A 22,974-nucleotide genomic window follows, 5' to 3' on the forward strand; every position below is an offset into this window, starting at 1 on the left:
GATCTATATCAACGATCCGGCGGGCGGAGCGTCAGCGTCCGCTCGCCGGATCGGGTGATGTCCCCGGAGGGCACCTCCCGTAGTGCTCTAGCGGCGGGGCTGGGCGTCCAGCACCTGCTGGAGCGCCTCGAACTCCTCGACGCACTTGCCGGAGCCGAGCGCCACCGAGTCCAGCGGGTCCTCGGCGATGTGGATCGGCATGCCCGTCTCGTGGCGCAGCCGCTCGTCCAGACCGCGCAGCAGCGCGCCGCCGCCGGTGAGGACGATGCCGCGGTCCATGATGTCGCCGGACAGCTCGGGCGGGCACTTGTCGAGCGTCGTCTTCACGGCGTCGACGATCGCGTTGACCGGTTCCTCGATGGCCTTGCGGACCTCGGCGGCCGAGATGACGACCGTCTTGGGCAGCCCGGAGACCAGGTCGCGGCCGCGGATCTCGGTGTGCTCGTCCTTCTCCAGGTCGAAAGCCGAACCGATGGTGATCTTGATCTGTTCGGCGGACCGCTCACCGAGGAGGAGTGAGTACTCCTTCTTGATGTGCTGGATGATCGCGTTGTCCAGCTCGTCACCCGCGGTGCGGATCGACTGGGCGGTGACGATGCCGCCGAGCGAGATCACGGCGACCTCGGTGGTGCCGCCGCCGATGTCCACGACCATGTTCCCGGTGGCCTCGTGGACCGGCAGGCCCGAACCGATGGCCGCGGCCATGGGCTCCTCGATGATGTGCACCTGGCGCGCGCCGGCCTGCGTGGACGCCTCGATGACGGCGCGGCGCTCGACCCCGGTGATACCGGAGGGCACACAGACGACGACGCGGGGGCGGGCCAGGTAGCGACGCTTGTGGATCTTGAGGATGAAGTAGCGGAGCATCCGCTCCGTGATCTCGAAGTCGGCGATCACGCCGTCCTTCAGGGGCCGCACGGCAACGATGTTGCCCGGCGTGCGCCCGATCATCTTCTTGGCCTCGGAGCCGACCGCCAGAATTCCGCCGGTGTTGGTGTTGATGGCCACGACGGACGGCTCGTTCAGAACGATGCCGCGCCCCCTGACGTACACCAGCGTGTTGGCAGTCCCGAGGTCGATAGCCATGTCACGGCCGATGAACGACATTGAGTTCCCCTTGTTCCCCATGAGGATGCGTCGGGCCTTCCCAGGTAGCGAAGATGGCTTGTTCTGGTAGGCGAGGTTGGCGCTGCGGGCGTGGAAGCTTCCATCGTAGTGCCGTATACACGGACACAGCGCGAGGGTCCTTCGCCAGTGTGAGCGGAACGGGTGCCCGTTCTACCCATGGTGACGTTACGTCGGAGGGATGCGTTCCCGCGATACCAAACCCTATGCGGAGGGGCGACCGAATTACTTCGGTCGCCCCTCGCGTACAGCGCTGTTTGGCCGATCGGGTCAGGAGAGTCCCGGGAAGAAAAGCTTCAGTTCCCGCTCCGCGGACTCCTCGGAGTCCGAGGCGTGGATGAGGTTCTCCCGGGTGATCGTGCCGAAGTCACCGCGGATGGACCCGGGCGCGGCGGCGATCGGGTCGGTGGGGCCGGCCAGGGCGCGGACGCCCTCGATGACCCGCTCGCCCTCGGCCACCAGGGCGACGACGGGGCCGGACTTCATGAACTCCATGAGCGGCTCGTAGAACGGGCGGCCCTGGTGCTCGCCGTAGTGCTGCTCCAGCGTCTCGTGGTCCAGCGTGCGCAGCTCCAGCGCGGTGATCCGCCAGTCGGCCTTGCGCTCGATGCGGCCGACGATCTCGCCGATCAGGCCACGGCGGACCGCGTCGGGCTTGAGCAGGACGAGAGTGCGCTGAGTCATGTACGGCTCCTTGCAAGGCCAGGCATACGGGTGCGGTGAGGGCGAGATTACAGGGGTCCGGAGGCGGGTCCGCGCCCGGGTTCACCCAGGGTCACCTTCGGGCCCCGGATTTCCGGGGCCCGGGGGCAAGCGTGCCGGGCGGGCCCGGCACGATCCGGACCTCCGGACAGGAGGCCCGGCCGAGGGGCTCAGGCCGTGGCCTCTCCGGCTTCCTGCTGGGCCGCCCAGTGGGCCTTGGCCTCGTCGACCTTGCGGCCGTAATGGACCGAGGCCCACCACAGGCCGCCGAAGGCCAGGCCCAGGACGAACATCATCGGGACCACGAACCCGCTCAGGACCAGTGCGGCCTGGAGCGCCCAGCCCAGCTGGACGCCGCCGGGCCGGGTGATCATTCCGCACAGCAGCACGGACAGGGCCATGCCGATGCCGCACACCGTCCAGACCAGGGCCATGGAGGCGTCGTCCAGCTTCATCGCGACGAGACCGGCGAAGCCGATCACGAAGAACTCGCCGATCAGCGTCGAGGCGCAGAGCGTCCGCATCCTTCTGTTCAGCCCCTTCCCAGCAGCAGCCGGGCTTCGCCGACCGTGATCACGGATCCGGTCACCAGCACTCCGGCGCCCGCGTACTCGTCTTCCTCCTCGGCCAGCGTGATCGCCGCCTCCAGCGCGTCGTCGAGCCGCGGCTCGACCTGGACCCGGTCGTCGCCGAAGACCTCGACGGCGATCGCGGCCAGCTCGTCCACGTCCATCGCGCGGGCGGTGGAGTTCTGCGTGACGACGATCTCGGCGAAGATCGGCTCGAAGGCCTCCAGGAGCCCGCGGGTGTCCTTGTCGCCACTCGTGCCGACCACGCCGATCAGCCGGGAGAAGCTGAACGCCTCGGAGATGCCGTCCGCCGCCGCCTTGGCCCCCGCCGGGTTGTGCGCGGCGTCCAGCACAACGGTCGGGCTGGAGCGCACGACCTCCAGGCGGCCGGGCGAGAGCACCGAGGCGAACGCCTTGCGGATCGCGTCGATGTCGAGGGAGCGGGCCTGCTCGGCGCCGATGCCGAAGAACGCCTCGACGGCGGAGAGCGCGACGGCCGCGTTGTGCGCCTGGTGGGCCCCGTAGAGCGGGAGGAAGATGTCCGTGTACTCGCCACCGAGGCCACGCAGCGTCAGGAGCTGTCCGCCCACCGCGATCTCGCGGGAGGTGACACCGAACTCCATGCCCTCGCGGGCCACGGTGGCGTCGACCTCGACGGCCTTCTTGAGCATCACCTGCGCGGCGTCCACCGGCTGCTGCGCCAGGATGACCGTGGCGCCCTGCTTGATGACCCCGGCCTTCTCGCCGGCGATCTCGGCCGGAGTGGTGCCGAGCCGGTCTGTGTGGTCGAGCGAGATCGGGGTGACGACGGCGACCGTGGAGTCGATGACGTTGGTGGCGTCCCAGGTGCCGCCCATGCCGACCTCGACGACCGCCACGTCGACGGGCGCGTCGGCGAAGGCCGCGTACGCCATGCCGGTGAGGACCTCGAAGAAGGAGAGCCGGTAGGGCTGCTGGGCGTCGACCATCTCGACGTACGGCTTGACGTCCTCGTACGTCTCGATGAAGCGCTCGGGCGTGATCGGGGAGCCGTCCAGGCTGATCCGCTCGGTGATCGACTGGACGTGCGGGGAGGTGTAGCGGCCGGTGCGCAGCTCGAAGGCGTTGAGCAGGGCCTCGATCATGCGGGCCGTGCTGGTCTTGCCGTTGGTACCGGTGATGTGGATGGAGGGGTAGGCGCGCTGCGGCTCGCCGAGGACGTCCATCAGCGCGGCGATGCGCGTGACGGACGGCTCCAGCTTGGTCTCGCCCCAGCGTCCGGCGAGCTCCTGCTCCACCGCGCGCAGCGCCCGGTCGGTCTCGGGGTCGGCCGGGCGGGCCGGGACCGCTTCGCCCTGGGGCTGACCCGAGTGGGCGCGCAGTGTGCGGCTCCCGGCCTCGATCACCGCCAGGTCGGGGTCGCGCTGGGTCGCCTCGTCGACGATCTCCTCGAAGGTGTCGTCGGGATCGGGCGCGTCGTGCCGGTCTGAAGGGCGGGGCTCACTCACGCGCCCAGTCTACGGATGGGCGCCGACAACGCGCGCAGCGCCCGGCGGAGTGGGGCCGGGCGGGCCACGGAGGGCGTACGGCGAAGCCCCCGCTCCCCCGGTCGGTCGGGGGTGCGGGGGCTTCGGCCTCAGGACATCAGCTCTGCGGGAGGGCCGCCAGCTGGGCGCCGATCCGCTCGATGTCGGCCTCGGCCTTGGAGAGCCGGCCACGGATCTTGTCGACCACGTTGTCCGGGGCCTTGGCGAGGAAGGCCTCGTTGCCGAGCTTGCCCTCCGCCTGGGCCTTCTCCTTCCGCGCGGCCTCCAGGTCCTTCGTGAGGCGCTTGCGCTCGGCCGGCACGTCGATGGTGCCGGACAGGTCCAGGGCGACAGTGGCCCCGGCGACCGGGAGGGAGGCGGTGGCGCTGAAGCCCGTTCCGGCCGCTTCCAGACGCAGCAGCTGGCGGATGGCCGCCTCGTGCGGGACGAGCGAGGTACCGACGAGGGTCAGCTCGGCGGGGACCTTCTGCCCGGGCTTGAGCCCCTGGTCGCCCTTGAAGCGGCGGACCTCGGTGACGACCTGCTGGACCAGCTCGATCTCCTTCTCGGCCGCCTCGTCGCGGAAGCCGGAGTCGGCGGGCCAGTCGGCGACGACCACGGACTCGCCGCCGGTCAGCGTGGTCCACAGCGTCTCCGTGACGAACGGGACGATCGGGTGGAGCAGGCGCAGGGTGACGTCGAGGACCTCGCCGAGGACCCGGCCGGAGACCTTGGCCTGCTCGCCGCCCGCGAAGAACGTCGTCTTGGACAGCTCGACGTACCAGTCGAAGACCTCGTCCCACGCGAAGTGGTACAGCGCGTCGGAGACCTTGGCGAACTGGAAGTCGTCGTAGTACCGGTCGACGTCGGCGACGGTCTGGTTGAGGCGCGACAGGATCCAGCGGTCGGTGGCCGTCATCGCGGAGGGGTCCGGGAGCGGTCCCTCGATCGTCGCACCGTTCATCAGGGCGAAACGGGTGGCGTTCCAGATCTTGTTGGCGAAGTTGCGGGAGGCCTTGACCCAGTCCTCGCCGATCGGGACGTCGGCGCCCGGGTTGGCGCCGTTGGCCAGGGTGAACCGGACGGCGTCGGAGCCGTAGGCGTCCATCCACTCGATCGGGTCGACCGCGTTCGGGTTGGACTTCGACATCTTCTTGCCGAACTCGTCGCGGACCAGGCCGGTGAGGGCGACCGTCTTGAAGGGCACCTCGCCGTCCATCGCGTACAGGCCGAACATCATCATCCGGACGACCCAGAAGAAGATGATGTCGTGGCCGGTGAGCAGGACGTCCGTGGAGTAGAACTTCTGCAGGTCCGGCGTCTGTTCCGGCCAGCCGAGCGTGGAGAAGGGCCACAGGCCCGAGGAGAACCAGGTGTCCAGGACGTCCTCGTCCTGGGTCCAGCCCTCGCCGGTGGGCGCCTCGTCGTCGGGGCCGACACAGACGACCTCGCCGTTCGGCCCGTACCAGACGGGGATGCGGTGGCCCCACCAGAGCTGGCGCGAGATCGTCCAGTCGTGGAGGTTGTCGACCCAGTCGAAGTACCGCTTCTCCATGTCCTTGGGGTGCAGGGTGACCCGCTCGTCGCGGACCGCGTCACCGGCGGCCTTGGCGAGCGTCTCGACCTTGACCCACCACTGGAGGGAGAGCCTCGGCTCGACGGTGGTCTTGCAGCGGGAGCAGTGCCCGACGGAGTGGACGTACGGGCGCTTCTCCGCGACGACACGCCCCTGTTCGCGCAGCGCGGCGACGATGGCCGAGCGGGCCTCGAAGCGGTCGAGCCCCTGGAAGGGACCGGGCACGGTGATGACACCGCGCTCGTCCATGACCGTGAGGGACTCCAGGTCGTGGCGCTGGCCGATCGCGAAGTCGTTCGGGTCGTGCGCCGGGGTCACCTTGACGGCGCCGGTGCCGAACTCCGGGTCGACGTGGGTGTCGGCGACGACCGGGATGGTGCGGTCGGTGAGCGGCAGCTTGACGCGCTTGCCGATGAGGTGGGCGTAGCGCTCGTCGTCGGGGTGGACGGCGACGGCGGTGTCGCCGAGCATCGTCTCGACCCGGGTGGTGGCGACGACCAGGGTCTCGTCGCCCTCGCCGTACTTCAGGGAGACGAGCTCGCCGTCGTCCTCCTGGTAGTCCACCTCGATGTCCGAGATGGCGGTGAGGCAGCGCGGGCACCAGTTGATGATGCGCTCGGCGCGGTAGATGAGACCGTCGTCGTAGAGGTCCTTGAAGATCTTCTGGACGGCGCGGGAGAGGCCCTCGTCCATGGTGAACCGTTCGCGCGACCAGTCGAGGCCCGCGCCCAGGCGGCGCAGCTGGCCGAGGATCCGGCCGCCGTACTCTTCCTTCCACTGCCAGACCCGCTCGACGAAGGCGTCGCGCCCGATGTCGTGGCGGGACTTGCCCTCCTCGCCGAGCTGCTGCTCGACCTTGTTCTGCGTGGCGATGCCCGCGTGGTCCATGCCGGGCAGCCACAGCGTCTCGAAGCCCTGCATCCGCTTGCGGCGGGTGAGGGCGTCCATCAGCGTGACCTGGAAAGCGTGTCCCAGGTGCAGGGCGCCGGTGACGTTGGGCGGGGGGATGACGATGGTGTACGGGGGCTTCTGGCTCTTGGCGTCCGCCTCGAAGTAACCGCGCTCCACCCAGCGCTCGTACAGCTTCCCCTCTACGTCGGCCGGCGTGTACGTGGTCGGCAGTTCGGGGTTGCTGGCTGGCTGCTGCGATGAGTTCTCGGTCACGGGGGACAGTTTAGGGCCGTCACAGGTCTGCACTGAAACGGATTGGTTCAGTAACGGTGTCCGACCCGATCCCCCATGTCAGGACGGCTTCCGTCAGGATGTTCGCAACGCATAAGGTCCGGCCGGCACGTGGAGGGCGGGAGAAGGAGCGGGGCTGGGTGCGTGCAGCTGCAAGGCGGAGGATTGAGTCAACGCGGAGCGTTGGTGATTGACGACAACGCCGCAGATGCGCGTGCCCAGCCCCGCGACGCCGCCCTCCACGTGTCGGTCGGGCCGAGAATTCTGGAGGGGACACCGCAATGAGCTACAACCAGCCGGGCCCGTACGGCGGGCAGCCGCCGCAGGGCCAGCCCGGACCGTACGGACAGCAGCCGGGCCCGTACGGCGCCCCGCCGCCCCAGGGCCCCCCGCAGGGCCAGCCCGGCTACGGCTACCCGCAGCAGGCCCCCCAGGGAGTCCCCCCGCAGCAGCCGAACCCGTACGGGCAGCCGCAGCAGCCGCAGCAGGGCTACGGCTACCCGCAGGCCCAGCAGCCGGGCCCCTACGGCCAGCAGCCGCCGGCGCCTCCGTACGGCGGGCAGCCGGGGTACGACGGACAGCCGCAGCAGCCGAAGAAGAAGACCGGCCTGATCGTCGGCGTGGCCGTGGTGGCCCTCGCGGTCATCGCGGGCGGGGTGTACTTCCTGACCTCCGGCGGCGGCAGCGGTGACGTGGCGGACTCCACGAAGGGGTACAAGCTGACGCCTGCCGCTTCGGTGGACGACTACAAGCAGGACCCGTCCAAGAAGAAGCCCGAGTCGGCGATGACCGGCACGAAGAAGGCCGAGGCCGAGGCGATGGGGATCAAGAACCCTCACACGGTCGCGGCCCAGTACGTGAGCGGTGATCTCAAGACCAACCCGCTCCTCGCGAAGATGCTCATGCTGCAGGGCGCCTGGGGCGAGATCGAGGACCCGGAGAAGGCCATCGACGGCTCCTTCAAGAACGCCGAGAAGGAGGTGGCGGCGAGCGAGAACAGCGAGGGGTCGCTGGTGGGCAGCCCGAAGTCCGCCTCTCCGGACGGCTTCGAGGGCGCGCTGATGAAGTGCCAGGACGTCAAGGTCATCAATGACAAGGCGGACGGCACGGCGCAGAAGGGGCCCAAGGAGATGACCATGCCGGTCTGCATCTGGGCCGACTACAGCACGATGGGCGTGGTGATCGGCCTCGACGTCGGCGGTGCCATGACCAACAAGCCGATGACACAGGACGAGACAGCCGCGCTCACCGCCAAGCTCTACAACACCTCCCGCACCAAGATCTGACCGCTCAACGCCGAAGGGGCGCCCGCCGGTTCATCCGGTGGGCGCCCCTTCGGCGTGGCCAGGTCGTCTGCGGTTACGCGGACTTCTCGTGCCGGCCGCCGTCGTTCTTGCCGATCGTGCGCGGCTCGCGCGGGACCAGCGTCGGGTTGACGTTGTTGCGGACGACGTCCGGGGTGATGACGACGCGGGCGACGTCCTTGCGGGACGGGACCTCGTACATCACGGACTGGAGGACTTCCTCCATGATCGCCCGCAGGCCGCGGGCGCCGGTCTGGCGCAAGATCGCCTGGTCCGCGATGGCCTCCAGCGCTTCGCGCTCGAACTCCAGCTCCACACCGTCGAGTTCGAACAGTCGCTCGTACTGCTTGACCAGGGCGTTGCGCGGCTCGATGAGGATCTGGAGCAGCGCCTCGCGGTCCAGGTTGTGGACCGAGGTCAGCACGGGGAGACGGCCGATGAACTCGGGGATCATCCCGAACTTCACCAGGTCCTCCGGCATGACCTCCTGGAACTGGTCGCTCGCCTGGATCTCCAGCTTGGAGCGGATCGTGGCGCCGAAGCCGATGCCCTTGGCGCCGGCCCGGGACTCGATGATCTTCTCCAGGCCCGAGAACGCGCCGCCCACGATGAACAGGACGTTCGTCGTGTCGATCTGGATGAACTCCTGGTGCGGGTGCTTGCGTCCGCCCTGCGGCGGTACGGAGGCGGTGGTGCCCTCCAGGATCTTCAGGAGGGCCTGCTGCACGCCCTCGCCGGAGACATCGCGGGTGATCGACGGGTTCTCGCTCTTGCGGGCGACCTTGTCGATCTCGTCGATGTAGATGATCCCGGTCTCGGCCTTCTTGACGTCGTAGTCGGCCGCCTGGATCAGCTTGAGCAGGATGTTCTCGACGTCCTCGCCCACATAGCCGGCCTCCGTCAGCGCCGTCGCGTCCGCGATGGCGAACGGGACGTTGAGCATGCGGGCCAGCGTCTGCGCGAGCAGCGTCTTGCCGGAACCCGTGGGGCCCAGCAGGAGGATGTTCGACTTGGCGAGCTCGATCGCGTCCTCACGATGGGCGCCGCCGCCGTTCTCCCCGGCCTGGACCCGCTTGTAGTGGTTGTACACCGCGACCGAGAGGGCCTTCTTCGCGGGCTCCTGCCCGACGACGTACCCCTCCAGGAACTCGTAGATCTCGCGAGGCTTGGGAAGCTCCTCCCAGCGCACCTCACTCGTCTCCGCGAGCTCCTCCTCGATGATCTCGTTGCAGAGATCGATGCACTCGTCGCAGATGTACACACCGGGTCCCGCGATGAGCTTCTTCACCTGCTTCTGGCTCTTTCCGCAGAACGAGCACTTGAGCAGGTCTCCGCCGTCACCGATGCGTGCCACGAGGTGAATCCCCTTCGCCTGGGAGACGCCTGGTTCAGCGGCTCCTGGTGCCTCTATCCGACGGTACCTTGCCTGGGCCCCCGTTCGGGCCCCCCTTGGCACGGTTCGCACGGCCCGAGCCGTGCGAACGGGAGGTGCCAAGGGGAAAGACCGACGTCAGACCGATGCGCCCGCGGTGGTCTTGCGGGTGGAAACGATCTGGTCGACCAGACCGTACGCCAAGGCGTCCTCGGCCGTGAGGATCTTGTCGCGCTCGATGTCCTCGCTGATCTTCTCCAGCGGGGTCGTCGAGTGCCGGGCCAGCATCTCCTCCAGCTGCGTGCGCATGCGGAGGATCTCGTTGGCCGCGATCTCCAGGTCGGAGAGCTGCTCGCGGCCCGTCTGCGAGGACGGCTGGTGGATGAGCACACGGGCGTGCGGGAGCGCCATGCGCTTGCCCGGGGTGCCCGCGGCCAGCAGGACGGCGGCGGCGGAGGCCGCCTGGCCCATGCAGACCGTCTGGATGTCCGGCTTCACGAACTGCATCGTGTCGTAGATCGCGGTGAGCGCGGTGAACGAGCCGCCGGGGCTGTTGATGTAGATCGAGATGTCGCGGTCGGGGTCCATCGACTCCAGGCACAGCAGCTGCGCCATGACGTCGTTGGCCGAGGCGTCGTCGATCTGGACGCCCAGGAAGATCACGCGCTCCTCGAAGAGCTTCGCGTACGGGTCGTACTCACGCACACCCTGCGAGGTGCGCTCCACGAAGCGCGGGACGACATAGCGGTTGTCCACCTGCGGGCCGGTGTAGAGGCCGCTCGCGGAGGCGCCGGAGAAGTTGTTCATGTGGGTGTTCACCATCCTGGTGGCGTTCTGTGGGCTGGAGGTCTCGGCGTACGAGAGGCGTGCGGGAGGCAGTGCGTCCGGTCCGGTGGGAACCGGATCAGGCACCGGTGCCGCCGCCGCCCGGGATGCCCGACGCGACCGTGATGATCTCGTCGATGAGGCCGTAGTCCTTGGCCTCCTCCGCCGTGTACCAGCGGTCGCGGTCGCCGTCGCGGATGATCGTCTCGACGGTCTGGCCGGAGTGGTGGGCGGTGATCTCCGCCATCCGCGTCTTGGTGCGGAGCAGGTACTTGGCCTGGATCTTGATGTCCGAGGCCGTGCCGCCGATGCCGGCCGAACCCTGGTGCATGAGGATGTCGGTGTTCGGGAGCGCGAAGCGCTTGCCCGCGGCGCCGCCGGTGAGCAGGAACTGGCCCATGGAGGCGGCCATGCCCATGCCGATGGTGACGACGTCGTTCGGGATGTACTGCATGGTGTCGTAGACCGCCATGCCGGCCGTCACCGAACCGCCGGGGCTGTTGATGTAGAGGTAGATGTCCTTGTCGGGCTCCGCGGCAAGGAGGAGAAGCTGTGCGGTGATCTTGTTGGCGATGTCATCGTCGACCTGCTGACCGAGGAAGATGATGCGCTCGCCGAGCAGTCGGCTGTAGACCTGGTCACCGAGGCCTCCACCGAGGGACGGCTCTCCGGCGGCGTAGGGCATCAGATTCGTCACGTATCCACCTGCTCGTCTCTGACGGCTCCGGCCGTCTCAGCGTCTTCGTACCGGGCGGGTGAAGTCACTGCCCCACCCTTCCTCTTCATGGACCCTAACGCGCAGGTGGGACAACGCCATCCCGCTTCCGCAACTGTTCGCTGGGAGCGCAAGGTCCGCAGTGGGCACAAGGGTTCCGGGGCTCGCACAGCGATACGGCGCGATACGGCGACGGGCCCCGGACGCGTGGAGCGTCCGGGGCCCGTCGGGCCGGCCGGCCCGGAGGCCGTCCTGGGATCGGGGCGAGGCTCAGGCCTCGTTCTTCTCCTCGGCCTTGTCCTCCGCCTTGTCCTCGGTGACGGCCTCGGCGGCCGCCTCCGTGGTCTCGGCGGCCTCTTCCTCGTCCTCCAGGTCGACGACCTCACCGTTGGTGTCGACGACCTTGGCGGCCTCGACGACGACAGCGAGCGCCTTGCCGCGGGCGACCTCGCCGACGAGCATCGGCACCTGGCCACCCTCGACGACGGCCTGGGCGAACTGGTCGGGGCTCATGCCGGAGGACTGCGCGCGCCGCATGAGGTGCTCGGTGAGCTCCTCCTGGTTGACGTTCAGCTTCTCCTTGTTGACGAGCTCGTCCAGGATGAACTGGGTCTTGATGCCCTTGATGGCCTGCTCGGAGGTCTCGTTCTCGAACTCCTCCAGGGTCTTGCCCTGGATCTCCAGGTACTTCTCCAGGTCGAGACCCATCTGGCCGAGCTGGTGGTGCTCCAGGTTGTGCTTGCGGGTCTGGACTTCGTCCGCGAGCAGCTTCTCCGGGATCGGGACCTCGGCGAGCTTCAGCAGCTCCTCCAGGACGCGCTCCTGGGCCTGGGTGGCCTGGTCGTACTGCTTGGTGGTCTCCAGGCGCTTGCGGCTGTCGGCCTTCAGCTCCTCCAGCGTGTCGAACTCGCTGGCCATCTGGGCGAAGTCGTCGTCCAGCTCGGGGAGCTCACGGGCGGCGACGGCGGTGACCTTGACGGTGACCTCCGCGGCCTTGCCCTCGGCGGAGCCGCCCTTCAGCTCGGAGGTGAAGGTGGCCTCGCCACCGGCCTCCAGGCCGGTCACGGCCTCGTCGATGCCGTCGAGGAGCTCGCCGGAACCGATGGTGTACGAGACACCGTCGGCCACGCCGTCCTCCAGGACCTCGCCGTCGACCTTGGCCTGCAGGTCGATCGTGACGACGTCACCGTCGGCGGCGGCGCGCTCGACCGGGTTGGTGGCGGCGAAGCGCTCGCGGAGCTGCTCCACGGCCTTCTCGACCTCTTCGTCGGTGACCTCAAGGGCGTCGACGGTGACCTCGATGCCGGAGTAGTCCGGGATCTCGATCTCGGGGCGTACGTCAACCTCGGCGGTGAAGGAGAGCAGTTCGCCGTCCTTCAGCTCGGTGATGTCGACCTCGGGCTGGCCGAGGACGTTCAGCTCACCCTCGTTGACCGCCTCGGTGTAGAACTTCGGGAGGGCGTCGTTGACGGCCTCCTCCAGCACCGCACCGCGGCCGAACCGCTGGTCGATGACCCGGGCGGGGATCTTGCCCTTGCGGAAGCCCTTCACCGTGACCTGCTGGTTGATCTTCTTGTACGCCGCGTCGAGGCTGTCCTTGAGCTCCTCGAAGGGCACCTCAATGCTGAGCCGAACCCGAGTCGGGTTCAGGGTCTCCACGGCGCTCTTCACGGTTCGGTCTCCTTGGTGGCTGACTTCTTGGGGTTCTGCTGGGCCGCCGAGTGGCGGCTTCGCGGACCGAGCCCGGTACATCAGACACACGGGCACGCAGTTTGCATAGTAACGGCAAGGGGGATGACTCCCACAATGCGATCTTGCTGGTGGTCGGGGTGGCCGGATTCGAACCGACGACCTTCCGCTCCCAAAGCGGACGCGCTACCAAGCTGCGCCACACCCCGTCGGTGCGACACGTAGGGTACATGCACAGGAGCCGTGGTTCCGCCGCTTCAGGAATGGCCGGCGCAACGGGTGTGCGGGCACCGCCGACGACCCGCTACGATGCTCTTCGTGCCGCGGTCCACGGACCTGCGGTGCGACGCTTGCGGGCGTAGCTCAATGGTAGAGCCCTAGTCTTCCAAACTAGCTACGCGGGTTCGATTCCCGTCGCCCGCTCCACGCAGTCGAGGGCCGGGCCGGAGGATGATCCTCCGGCCCGGCCCTCGTGCGTCGCGGTGCTTCAGAAGCTGATCTGGTTGATGGTGTCGGCTATCGAGTTCATGAACCTGTTGATCGACGGCGCCATGCCGGTCGATGCCAGGAAGAAGCCGAAGAGCACGGCGACGATCGCGGGACCGGCCTTGATGGAGCCACCACGGATCATTACCACCAGGATGACCGCGAACAGCAGCACCATAGACAGTGAAATAGCCACGTCTGATCACACCCTCGGTCGGTCCGCCTTGCCGGCCCGGAAGCGTGCACCACCGCGCGCCCCGTCGCCCCCATCGTGCCACCAACTCCCCGGTGGTTGCTGCCGGGTGACGGAGCGGACTGGCGGGATCCCGCCATCCTTCACGGATCGGCGCCGCCGCGGCCCCAGGTGCGGGACGGCGCCCGCCCCGCGCCACGCCCGGGCAGCCGGCGGGGAGCGGGCGGGAGGCACACGGAAAACGCGCGTCCTCGCACTTCCTGTGTGTCGGCTGTGAAATCCCTGCGGCCGAATATCTGCCGTGTCGATCGTTTCCGCATCCCCACACTTCATTCACAGTCAATTGACCGTGTGGATGCGACGTAATTCACTCCGGTCAACTCCCTGTCGATATGCCCCATTTAAGCGGGATCAAGGGCGTCATAGCGGGCAGTGTTCGACGGTTTCACATTCGAATGAAGGGGAACACGCGATATCTATCGGCAGTTTTACGCGAGGCAATCGACCGGTCTAAGGTGCCTTAGATGTTCCAAGCTCCGAGCGTATTTCAGAGGGCCCCGCTCCCCCCGGCGACCCGGGAGCCGGAGTCCGGACGCGCGCAGACACTCACCGCCGCCGCGCCCCGTCCCGCCCCCGGGCCCAGCGCCGAGGCGGCCCCCGCTCCGGTGCCCTCGGCGGCGAAGAAGCGCGATCCCTACTTCGACAATGTGAAGTATCTGGCCATCGTTCTCGTCGCGGTGGCGCACGCCTGGGAACCCGTGATGGACGGCAGCCGCGCCACCCGGGCGCTGTACATGATCGTGTACGCGTTCCACATGCCGGCCTTCATCCTCATCTCCGGCTATTTCTCCCGCTCGTTCGACATGACGCCGTCCAAGGTGAAGCGGCTGATCACCTCGGTCGCGGTGCCGTACGTGCTGTTCGAGACGGCCTATTCACTCTTCAAGCGGTACGCGGGCGATGCGCCCGACATGGCGATCAGCCTGATCGACCCGTTCTACCTGACCTGGTTCCTGATCGCCCTGTTCATCTGGCGGGTGACCACGCCGATCTGGCGCACGCTGCGCCATCCGCTGCTGGTGGCGCTCGCCATCGCCGTGCTCGCCTCCGTCTCCCCCGAGATCGGCGATGACCTCGACCTCCAGCGGGTGCTGCAGTTCCTGCCGTTCTTCGTGCTCGGCCTGCTGATGAAGCCCGAGCACTTCCAGCTGGTCAGGCGGCGCGAGGTGCGGCTGCTGTCCCTGCCGCTGGTCGCCGGCGCGCTGGTGTTCGCGTACTGGATCGCCCCGCACATGCAGCTCGGCTGGCTCTACCGCGCCAACAGCGCACAGGAGATGGACGCGCCGTGGTGGTCCGGCGCGGTGATGACGCTCGCGATGTTCGGCTGCGCCCTGGCGCTGACGGTCGGCTTCCTGGCCTGGGTGCCCGGCAGGGCGCGGTGGTTCACGGCGCTCGGCGCGGGAACGATCTGTGGCTATCTGCTGCACGGCTTCCTGGTCAAGGGGGCCGAGTACGCGGGCCTGTTCGACCGCTACACCTGGCTCTCGGACCCGGTCGGGCTGGTCGTCGTCTCACTCACGGCGGCGGTGGCCGTGACGCTCATGTGCTCCCCGCCGGTCGGACGCGCCCTGAAGTGGGCCACCGAGCCGGACATGGCATGGGCGTTCCGGACAGCCCCCGCCGACCGGAAGAACCCCGCCGGCCGCTGAGCCTCCGGCGGGCGGGCCGGTCGTTCACGGACCGGTCGGAGTCCTCCCACCACCCTTCTCGCCCCTTCCCCTGATCCACCCGTCGGCCCGGCCGGCGGGTGGATCAGCGCGTCTCCGGGTTGGCCGGATTCTTTCGGTCCGAGGGTGATTCGCCGTCGACCAGCCCCAGCAGCTCGCGTACCTGCGCATACTTCGCCGTCAGCCGGGTACGGGTCGCCGCGTCCAGAACCGCGAGGCGAGCGGGATCCGCGTTGTGGGCGAGGTCCGCCTCCTTGATGAGCAGCGCGCCCGGGGTGGCCAGGATCCGCGCCGCGTACGAGGACAGCTCCTCGCCCGGCCGTCTGGTCACGGCCAGGACCATGTCCTTCACCTCCTGCGGCAGGGCGGCGGCGGCCAGCCACCCGGCCGGGAGCGCGGCGTCCTCGATCGCGTCGTGCAGCCAGGCCGCCGCGATCTGCCCGTCGTCGCCGCCGCGCACCCGTACCCCCCTCGCCACCGCCGCCAGGTGTTCCACGTACGGGCGGCCCGCCTTGTCGGTCTGCCGCGCATGGGCCTCCCGGGCGATGGCCTCCACCTCCGGGACGCTCAGATCGTGTCCGGTCATGGGCCCGACCCTACGGCCGCGCCCGGGACCGCACCCGGGGCCGCGGGCCGCCGGCGGTGTCGCGCGGACCCCGCGCCGAACCCGCCCGAGCCGTCCGGCTGTTGACCCGGCGCGTTCACGGCGTCCACGGCGGAGAACAAACAGACAAAACCTGACAAGTCCCCGGAGGCATAGTTGCAACGTCAATCGTTCGGTAAACTAATTACTGATGGATTCTTAATGCTCCCTTGACCAGCTCTTGACCCCGACCCCGAAGGATCAGGCTCATCGGACACGCAGACACCCTCCTCGCCATGGGCGGCGCCTTCCTGGCCGCTGCCGTCCTCGCCCGCCTCGGCGGCCGCATCGGGCTGCCGACGATCCCCCTGTTCATCCTGGCCGGGATCCTCCTGGGCCCGCACACCCCCGGCTACACGCTCCTGAAGAACCCGCACGACCTGGAGATGCTCTCCGCGCTGGGACTCGTCCTCCTGCTCTTCTATCTGGGGCTCGAGTTCCACATGGACGACCTCAGGACGGGCGGCCGGAAGATGGCCATCGCGGGTGGGACCTATCTCGCCCTGAACGTCGGCGCCGGTCTCGCCTTCGGCTTCGCGCTGGGCTGGGGCACGGCTGAGGCGCTGGTCCTCGCCGGTGTCCTCGGCATCTCCTCGTCCGCGATCGTCACCAAGATCCTGGTGGACCTCGGGCGCATCGGGAATCCGGAGACCCGGCCGATCCTCGGCATCATCGTCGTCGAGGACATCTTCCTCGCCCTGTACCTCGCCGCGCTCCAGCCGATCCTGTCCGGTGCGGACAGTCTCTCGGCCGCGCTGATCGACGGCGGCAAGGCCTTCGGCTTCCTCCTGCTGCTCGCCCTGGCGGCCCGGTTCGGCACGAAGCTCATCGGCAAGCTCATGAACACCAAGGACGACGAACTGCTCGTCATCTCCTTCCTGGGCGTCGCCGTCTTCGTCGCCGGTGTCTCCGAGATGTTCGGCGTCGCCGACGCGATCGGCGCGTTCATGGTCGGTCTGATGCTCGGCTCCACCTCGTCCGCCGACCGCATCCTCAAGCTGGTCCACCCGCTGCGCGACGCGTTCGGCGCGATCTTCTTCTTCGCCTTCGGCCTCTCCATCGACCCGGGCGACCTCCCGAGCGTGCTGTGGCCGGTGCTGGCCGCCGTGGTGCTGACGCTCGCCATGAACATCGCGGCCGGGCTCGCGGCGGCGAAGGTGTACTCCTTCGGCGCCCAGGCCACGTCCAACATCGCCACCACCCTGGTCGCCCGCGGTGAGTTCGCGCTCATCCTGGCCACGATGGCGGCGGCGGCCGGACTGGACGAGCGGCTCTCGCCGTTCATCGCCGGTTACGTCCTCCTGCTCGCCGTACTCGCGCCACTGGCCGCCGGACGCTCCCACTGGCTGACCCGCGTCCTGCCGGGCGGCCGTGAGAAGGACGGCGACCAGGATCAGGAACAGCTACCGGTGTCCGTCTGAGCGGCACCGAACGGCCAGGAGGCTCCCCCGGTACCCGGCCCCCGGGTGGCCGGCGCCTCCTGGCCGTGAAGACGTCCGGGCCGCTCAGGCCCGACGGGAGAGCAGCAGCAGGGCCCGGTCGTCGTTGACGTCCTTGGCGCAGGCCTCGATCAGATGCCAGGCCGCGCCCTCGAAACCGGTGGAGACATAGCGGTCGGCCTCGCCCGTCAGCCGGTCGATGCCGTCGGCCATGTCCCGGTCGGAGGCCTCCACCAGACCATCGGTGAACAGCATCAGTACGTCGCCGGGCGCGAGCGATCCCTTCACCGCGTCGAACTCGGCCCCGTCGTAGACGCCGAGCAGAGGGCCCTCCCCGGACTTCTCCTCCCACTGGCCGGTGCCCGCGTGCAGCTGGAGGGCGGGCGGATGGCCTGCGGAGAAGATCTCGTAGTCGCCCGATTCCAGGTCCAGCACCAGGTGGATCGAGGTGGCGAAGCCCTCGTCCCAGTCCTGGCGCAGCAGATAGCCGTTGGCGGCGGGCAGGAAGGCGTGCGGGGGCAGCGAGCCGAGCAGCCCGCCGAAGGCGCCGGACAGCAGCAGGGCCCGGGAGCCCGCGTCCATGCCCTTGCCGGACACGTCGGTGAGGACGGCCTCCAGGGTGCGGCCCCCGTGGGTGCGGGCCGCGACGACGAAGTCCCCGGAGAACGACTGGCCGCCGGCCGGGCGCAGGGCCATCTCGCGGTGCCAGCCCTGGGGCAGCCGGGGCAGCGCGCTCTGGACCCGGATGCGTTCGCGCAGGTCGAAGAGCATCGTGCCGCCGCGCCGCCAGGGCACGCCGACCCGGGCCCGGAACTGGGCCAGGACCAGCCCGAAGAATCCGCAGGCGGCGACCACGAGCACGGTGCCCGGGGTGACCCGGGCGGGGCCCTCCAGGTACGGGCCGAGGGTGAGTGCCTCGACGATCAGCGCGCCGGCGGCCGTCGCGTAGAGGCCCAGCAGGCTGGCGGGGCGCAGCAGGAGGCCGCCCGCCACGATGGGCAGGGCGAGGGCGGCCGGGTCGATCCAGAGCGGGCTCACGACGGTGGCGAGGGTGATGGCCGGGATCGTCAGCAGCAGCCCGACGAGGGCGATCCAGTCGGAGCCGTCGCCGCGGAAGTAGTCGACCCCGGATTTGCGCAGGCCGATGCGGGCCCGGTGCAGCTTTCTCCGCCACCGGGCCCCGAAGTCGTCTGCTCCTCCGCTACGGGCCACTGTCGGGACCTTATCCACCCGAACGCCTCCGGTGCAGGGGGACCCCGGTGACAATGCGCTCGAAATGGGGTCCTCGGCGCGGCGGGAACCGGTTTCTTCTGGCATATGACAGGGATGCGCGGGGCCGGGGGTGGTGCGAAGACCGCTCGGCGCCCGACCGCGGACGGGCACCGGGGGCGGCCGGGGCCCGGTCTCCGGAGGGTCCCGTGGCCGGCCGGGGCGTCAGTCGCCGGAGGGTCCCGGGGGCGTCAGTCGCCGGAGGGTCCCGGGGGCTGGCACCGGGGGCACCAGAAGAGGTTGCGGGAGACCAGGTCCGCCGTGCGGATCTCCGTACGGCAGATGTGGCAGGGGAGGTTCGCGCGGCGGTAGACGTAGACCTCGCCGCCGTGGTCGTCCTTGCGGGGCGGGCGGCCCATGGCCTCGGGGAGGTGTTCGGGGCGGACGGTGTCGATCCGGTTGTTCCGCACGCCTTCGCGCATCAGCTCCACCAGGTCCGCCCAGATCGTGTCCCACTCGGCGCGGGTGAGGTCCCTGCCCGTGCGGTACGGGTCGATGCCGTGCCGGAAGAGGACCTCGGCGCGGTACACGTTGCCGACGCCCGCGATGACCTTCTGGTCCATCAGCAGGGCGGCGACGGTGGTCCGGCTGCGGGAGACCCGCTGCCAGGCGCGCTCCCCGTCCTCGTCGCCGCGCAGCGGGTCCGGGCCCAGGCGCTGGTGTATCGCGCGCTTCTCGGGCTCGGTGATCAGGGCGCAGGTGGTGGGGCCGCGCAGGTCCGCGTGGTGGGCGGCGTTGACCAGGCGGAGGCGGACGGTGTCGGTGGGCGGCGGGGGCGGGGCGGTGCCGAAGCCGAGCTTGCCGAAGAGGCCGAGGTGGATGTGGACCCAGCCGGTGTCGCCGAAGCCGAGGAAGAGGTGCTTGCCGTGGGCGTCGGCGGCGGTGAGGGTCCGCCCGTCGAGCAGGGCCGCGCTGTCGGAGAACCTGCCCTGCGGGCTGCTCACCCGTACCGGCGCGCCCGCGAACCGTTCGGCGTGGTCGTCGGCGAGGCGGCGGATGGTGTGTCCCTCGGGCACGGCGGGGCTCCTGGGAAGGGTCGGGGCATGGCCGTGCCGCCGGGTCCGGGACCGGGCGGCACGGGAGGGACGGGGGCGGGTCAGCCCTGCTGCGGGTGGTGGGCCGGGACCGGGGGGAGCTCGCCGGTGTTCTCGTACGCGGTGAGCATCTCGATGCGGCGCGTGTGGCGCTCCTCGCCCGAGTACGGCGTGGAGAGGAAGATCTCGACGAACTTCGTGGACTCCTCGACCGTGTGCATCCGGCCGCCGATCGCGACGACGTTGGCGTCGTTGTGCTCGCGGCCGAGGGCGGCGGTCTGCTCGCTCCAGGCCAGTGCGGCGCGGACGCCCTTGACCTTGTTGGCGGCGATCTGCTCGCCGTTGCCGGAGCCCCCGATCACGATGCCGAGACTGTCCGGGTCGGCGGCCGTCTTCTCGGCGGCGCGCAGGCAGAACGGCGGGTAGTCGTCCTGGGCGTCGTAGATGTGGGGGCCGCAGTCGACGGCCTCGTGGCCGTGGGCACCGAGCCACTCGACGAGGTGGTTCTTGAGTTCGTAGCCGGCATGGTCGGATCCGAGGTACACGCGCATGGTGCGAAGTGTGGCACGAACTTCGCGGGGCGGCCGTCAGCGGGGTCGGGGCCTCCCGCCGCGTTCGCCGCGGTCATCGCCGGTCGGGCAACGATCAGGCGAACAATCCGAAAGAGGGGGTTCCGCTTCCGTCTCCGTCCGGGCTTGAATACGTGGCCTTGTCTTCGCGCCACCCCACGGCGGAGCAGGGCATCCCCCCACGCACCACACGTAAGGATTTCCCCCATGACGTCGCAGACGACGCCGGCGAAGCCGGCGAAGCCGGGCCAGGAGCCCGGTGCGCCGGACCGGCCGGACTCGTCGGGCGGGCTTCAGGCAGGTCTGAAGAACCGCCATCTCTCGATGATCGCGATCGGCGGCGTGATCGGCGCCGGGCTCTTCGTGGGTTCCAGCGCGGGCATCGCGGCCGCGGGCCCGGCGATTCTGCTGTCGTACGCGATGGTCGGTCTGATGGTCGTCCTCGTGATGCGGATGCTCGGCGAGATGGCCGCCGCCCGGCCGAGCTCCGGCTCCTTCTCCGCCTACGCCGACCGGGCGCTCGGCCGTTGGGCCGGTTTCTCCATCGGCTGGCTCTACTGGTTCTTCTGGGTCGTGGTGCTCGCCGTCGAGGCGACGGCGGGCGCGAAGATCCTGGAGAGCTGGATCCCGGGGGTGCCCCAGTGGGCCTGGGCGCTGATCGTGATGGTCGTGCTGACCGCCACCAACCTGGTCTCGGTGGGCAGTTACGGCGAGTTCGAGTTCTGGTTCGCCGGGATCAAGGTCGTGGCGATCGGCGCGTTCGTGGTCATCGGCCTCCTCGCGGTCTTCGGGTTCCTGCCCGGGTCGGACCACGCGGGATCGGGTCTGGCGCATCTGACGGACAGCGGCGGGTTCTTCCCCGAGGGTCCGGGCGCGATCCTGACCGGTGTGCTGATGGTCGTCTTCTCGTTCATGGGCAGTGAGATCGTGACGCTGGCCGCCGGCGAGTCGTCGGACCCGCAGCGGGCCGTCTCGAAGGCCACCAACAGCGTGATCTGGCGTATCACCGTCTTCTACCTCGGCTCGATCTTCGTGGTGCTGACGCTGCTGCCGTGGAACGACCCGTCGATCGTCGAGAAGGGCAGCTACGTCGCCGCCCTCGACGTGATCGGGATTCCGCACGCCGGGCAGGTCATGGACTTCATCGTGCTGACCGCCGTGCTGTCCTGCCTCAACTCCGGCCTCTACACCGCCTCCCGGATGGCGTTCTCGCTCGGCGAGCGGGGCGACGCGCCGAAGGCCTTCGCCGAGGTCGACAAGCGCGGTGTGCCGCGGGCGGCGATCCTGTCCTCGGTCGTCTTCGGCTTCGTGGCGGTGTTCTTCAACTACCAGTGGCCCGACACGGTGTTCCAGTTCCTGCTCAACTCCTCCGGCGCGGTCGCGCTCTTCGTGTGGCTGGTCATCTGCTTCACCCAGCTGCGGATGCGCGGGATCATCCTGCGTGAGAACCCCGGCAAGCTGGTCGTACGGATGTGGCTCTTCCCGTACCTCACCTGGGCGACGATCGCGATGATCTCCTTCGTCCTGGTCTACATGCTGACCGACGACGCCGCCCGTGAGCAGGTCGTGCTGTCGTTGCTGGTCGCCGCCCTCGTGGTGGGCATCTCGCTGTTCCGGGAGACGCGCGGCCGCAAGACCGCCGCCGGGTGATCCGCATCGGTCCGACCGCTACCTGACAGAGGGTGTCAGGTATTCCGGGGAGGCTTTTGTTCGCACCGCCGAAACGCGAGCGAAGGAGAGCTACCCCCATGTCGTCCCGGCCCACAGGATCCGCACCCGCCACCTTCCAGACCGGCTTCCCGATCCGGCCCGCCCGGCTGGTCGAGGCCGCCACCCCCGACGACGTGCGGGAGGCCGTGGCGTACGCCGCCGCGCGCGGGCTCCCCGTCGCCGCGCACGCCACCGGGCACGGGCTGCCCGGTGCGGTCGAGGGGGGTGTCCTCGTCTCCACCCGCGGCCTGGACTCCGTCGCCGTGGACCCGGTCCGCCGCACCGCCCGGATCGGCGCGGGCGCGACCTGGGGCGCGGTGGCCGCCGCGGCGATCCCGCACGGGCTGGCCCCGCTCAACGGCTCGTCGCCCTCGGTGGGCGCGGTCTCGTACACGCTGGGCGGCGGACTGGGCATCCTGGCGCGTGAGTTCGGGTACGCCGCCGACCATGTGCGGGCGCTGGAGGTGGTGACCGCCGACGGGGTTCCGCGCCGGGTCACGCCGGAGCGCGAGCCGGAGCTGTTCTGGGGGCTGCGCGGCGGCGGGCACCGGCTGGCGGTGGTGACCTCTCTGGAGATCGGCCTGGTGCCGGTGGAGCGGCTGTACGGGGGCTCGATCGCGTTCGCCGGGGAGCGGGCGGCCGAGGTGGTGGGCCGCTATCGGGAGTGGACCCGGACCGTGCCGGATTCCCTGACGTCGTCGCTGGCGGCACTCGTCCACCCGGACCTGCCGCAGCTGCCCGAGGAGTCGCGCGGGCGGTACGTCGTCTCGGTGCGGGTCGCCTTCACGGGGGACGCGGCCGAGGGCGAGCGGCTGGTGGCCCCGCTGCGGGCGAGCGGTCCGGTGCTCGCGGACTCGTTGCGGGAGATGCCGTACGCCGAGAGCCCCACCATCCACAGCGACCCGCCGTTCCCCCACGCGTACTACGGGGAGGGGCTGGTGCTGCGTGAGCTGGACGCGGGGCGGGCGGCCCGGGTGCTGGAGCTGACCGGGCCGAAGGCCCCGATGATGACGGTGGTGCAGCTCAACCATCTCGGTGGGGCTCTGGCCGGGCGGCCGGACACGGCCGGCGCGGTGCCCTACCGGGACGCGGGCTTCCTCCTGCGGCTGCTGTCGCCGCTGGACGGTACGGACGTGGCGGCGGTGCGGTCGCTGTACGGGGAGGTGGCCGGGGTGCTGGGGCCGCTCGTTCAGGGGCGGTCCCTGAACTTCTCCTTCGGCGGCGGGGACCGTACCGCCGGTTTCCATGAGCCGGAAACGGCGAAGAGGCTCGCCGGTCTGGTCTCCCAGTACGATCCGGCGGGCCTCTTCGGCGGCCCCTACGAGGGCGGGGAAGGGTGA

The 22,974-nt window shown here is 69.6% G+C and carries 19 protein-coding genes and 2 tRNA genes; 6 read left to right on the plus strand and 15 right to left on the minus strand.

Translation table 11 applies throughout. The features are described 5' to 3' along the window. Positions 1-87: 87 nt before the first annotated feature. From PSQ21_RS09860 to PSQ21_RS09880, 5 genes are all read right to left on the minus strand, one after another. Complete coding sequence (locus tag PSQ21_RS09860; protein ID WP_018959187.1) at positions 88-1,107, minus strand: rod shape-determining protein; 1,020 nt, start codon at positions 1,105-1,107, stop codon at positions 88-90. A gap of 288 nt (positions 1,108-1,395) precedes the next feature. Continuing rightward, positions 1,396-1,809 (minus strand): nucleoside-diphosphate kinase, encoded by a 414-nt coding sequence (ndk, locus tag PSQ21_RS09865; RefSeq protein ID WP_097866914.1) that lies wholly within the window; start codon positions 1,807-1,809, stop codon positions 1,396-1,398. A gap of 188 nt (positions 1,810-1,997) precedes the next feature. Continuing rightward, complete coding sequence (locus tag PSQ21_RS09870; RefSeq protein WP_274030061.1) at positions 1,998-2,351, minus strand: DUF4233 domain-containing protein; 354 nt, start codon at positions 2,349-2,351, stop codon at positions 1,998-2,000. Between the two features lie 8 nt (positions 2,352-2,359). Next, positions 2,360-3,883 carry a bifunctional tetrahydrofolate synthase/dihydrofolate synthase gene (gene folC / locus PSQ21_RS09875; RefSeq protein WP_274030062.1) on the minus strand — a complete coding sequence of 508 codons (1,524 nt, stop codon included), beginning with the start codon at positions 3,881-3,883 and terminating at the stop codon, positions 2,360-2,362. Positions 3,884-4,019: 136 nt separating this feature from the next. Continuing rightward, entirely contained in the window at positions 4,020-6,641 is a 2,622-nt protein-coding gene (locus PSQ21_RS09880; RefSeq protein WP_274030063.1) for a valine--tRNA ligase, read from the minus strand. A gap of 299 nt (positions 6,642-6,940) precedes the next feature. On the opposite strand from PSQ21_RS09880, the gene PSQ21_RS09885 reads away from it, so the two are divergent. Then, positions 6,941-7,945 carry a hypothetical protein gene (locus PSQ21_RS09885; protein WP_274030064.1) on the plus strand — a complete coding sequence of 335 codons (1,005 nt, stop codon included), beginning with the start codon at positions 6,941-6,943 and terminating at the stop codon, positions 7,943-7,945. Between the two features lie 73 nt (positions 7,946-8,018). Here the strand turns inward: PSQ21_RS09885 and clpX are convergent, their stop codons facing one another. The 5 genes from clpX to PSQ21_RS09910 form a co-directional block, all read right to left on the minus strand. Then, positions 8,019-9,317: an ATP-dependent Clp protease ATP-binding subunit ClpX gene (clpX, locus tag PSQ21_RS09890; protein WP_097866919.1), complete on the minus strand. Its 1,299-nt coding sequence runs from the start codon at positions 9,315-9,317 to the stop codon at positions 8,019-8,021. 156 nt (positions 9,318-9,473) lie between these two features. Further along, positions 9,474-10,157, minus strand: coding sequence for an ATP-dependent Clp protease proteolytic subunit (locus tag PSQ21_RS09895; protein ID WP_097866920.1), 684 nt, complete (start codon positions 10,155-10,157; stop codon positions 9,474-9,476). 82 nt (positions 10,158-10,239) lie between these two features. Next, the gene (locus tag PSQ21_RS09900; RefSeq protein WP_274035695.1) at positions 10,240-10,845 is read right to left on the minus strand and encodes an ATP-dependent Clp protease proteolytic subunit; all 606 of its coding nucleotides are present in this window, start codon (positions 10,843-10,845) and stop codon (positions 10,240-10,242) included. Positions 10,846-11,145: 300 nt separating this feature from the next. Continuing rightward, positions 11,146-12,546, minus strand: coding sequence for a trigger factor (tig, locus tag PSQ21_RS09905; protein WP_274030066.1), 1,401 nt, complete (start codon positions 12,544-12,546; stop codon positions 11,146-11,148). Between the two features lie 150 nt (positions 12,547-12,696). Continuing rightward, positions 12,697-12,773, minus strand: a tRNA-Pro gene (locus PSQ21_RS09910). A 143-nt stretch (positions 12,774-12,916) separates the two neighbouring features. On the opposite strand from PSQ21_RS09910, the gene PSQ21_RS09915 reads away from it, so the two are divergent. Next, positions 12,917-12,990: transfer RNA gene (locus tag PSQ21_RS09915), tRNA-Gly, on the plus strand. 61 nt (positions 12,991-13,051) lie between these two features. Here the strand turns inward: PSQ21_RS09915 and PSQ21_RS09920 are convergent. Next, positions 13,052-13,246, minus strand: coding sequence for a hypothetical protein (locus PSQ21_RS09920; protein WP_026290750.1), 195 nt, complete (start codon positions 13,244-13,246; stop codon positions 13,052-13,054). Between the two features lie 521 nt (positions 13,247-13,767). Between PSQ21_RS09920 and PSQ21_RS09925 the strand changes: the two genes are divergently transcribed. Further along, a complete protein-coding gene (locus tag PSQ21_RS09925; RefSeq protein WP_274030067.1) occupies positions 13,768-14,952 on the plus strand; it encodes an acyltransferase family protein in 1,185 nt (394 codons plus the stop codon). A 103-nt stretch (positions 14,953-15,055) separates the two neighbouring features. On the opposite strand, the gene PSQ21_RS09930 is transcribed toward PSQ21_RS09925, so the two are convergent. Next, positions 15,056-15,556 (minus strand): HD domain-containing protein, encoded by a 501-nt coding sequence (locus tag PSQ21_RS09930; protein ID WP_274030068.1) that lies wholly within the window; start codon positions 15,554-15,556, stop codon positions 15,056-15,058. Between the two features lie 293 nt (positions 15,557-15,849). Between PSQ21_RS09930 and PSQ21_RS09935 the strand changes: the two genes are divergently transcribed. After that, entirely contained in the window at positions 15,850-17,034 is a 1,185-nt protein-coding gene (locus PSQ21_RS09935; RefSeq protein WP_274030069.1) for a cation:proton antiporter, read from the plus strand. An 84-nt stretch (positions 17,035-17,118) separates the two neighbouring features. On the opposite strand, the gene PSQ21_RS09940 is transcribed toward PSQ21_RS09935, so the two are convergent. The 3 genes from PSQ21_RS09940 to PSQ21_RS09950 all read right to left on the minus strand — a co-directional run bounded on the left by PSQ21_RS09940 (position 17,119) and on the right by PSQ21_RS09950 (position 19,906). Beyond that, positions 17,119-18,264, minus strand: a complete 1,146-nt coding sequence (locus PSQ21_RS09940; RefSeq protein ID WP_274030070.1) for a PP2C family protein-serine/threonine phosphatase — start codon at positions 18,262-18,264, stop codon at positions 17,119-17,121. 248 nt (positions 18,265-18,512) lie between these two features. Continuing rightward, positions 18,513-19,337, minus strand: coding sequence for an Fpg/Nei family DNA glycosylase (locus tag PSQ21_RS09945; RefSeq protein WP_274030072.1), 825 nt, complete (start codon positions 19,335-19,337; stop codon positions 18,513-18,515). A gap of 80 nt (positions 19,338-19,417) precedes the next feature. Then, positions 19,418-19,906 (minus strand): ribose-5-phosphate isomerase, encoded by a 489-nt coding sequence (locus PSQ21_RS09950; RefSeq protein ID WP_274030073.1) that lies wholly within the window; start codon positions 19,904-19,906, stop codon positions 19,418-19,420. Positions 19,907-20,131: 225 nt separating this feature from the next. On the opposite strand from PSQ21_RS09950, the gene PSQ21_RS09955 reads away from it, so the two are divergent. Then, positions 20,132-21,574 carry an amino acid permease gene (locus PSQ21_RS09955; protein ID WP_274030074.1) on the plus strand — a complete coding sequence of 481 codons (1,443 nt, stop codon included), beginning with the start codon at positions 20,132-20,134 and terminating at the stop codon, positions 21,572-21,574. Positions 21,575-21,672: 98 nt separating this feature from the next. Then, positions 21,673-22,974: an FAD-binding oxidoreductase gene (locus PSQ21_RS09960; RefSeq protein WP_274030075.1), complete on the plus strand. Its 1,302-nt coding sequence runs from the start codon at positions 21,673-21,675 to the stop codon at positions 22,972-22,974.

The organism is Streptomyces sp. MMBL 11-1, assembly GCF_028622875.1.
Lineage (GTDB): Bacteria > Actinomycetota > Actinomycetes > Streptomycetales > Streptomycetaceae > Streptomyces.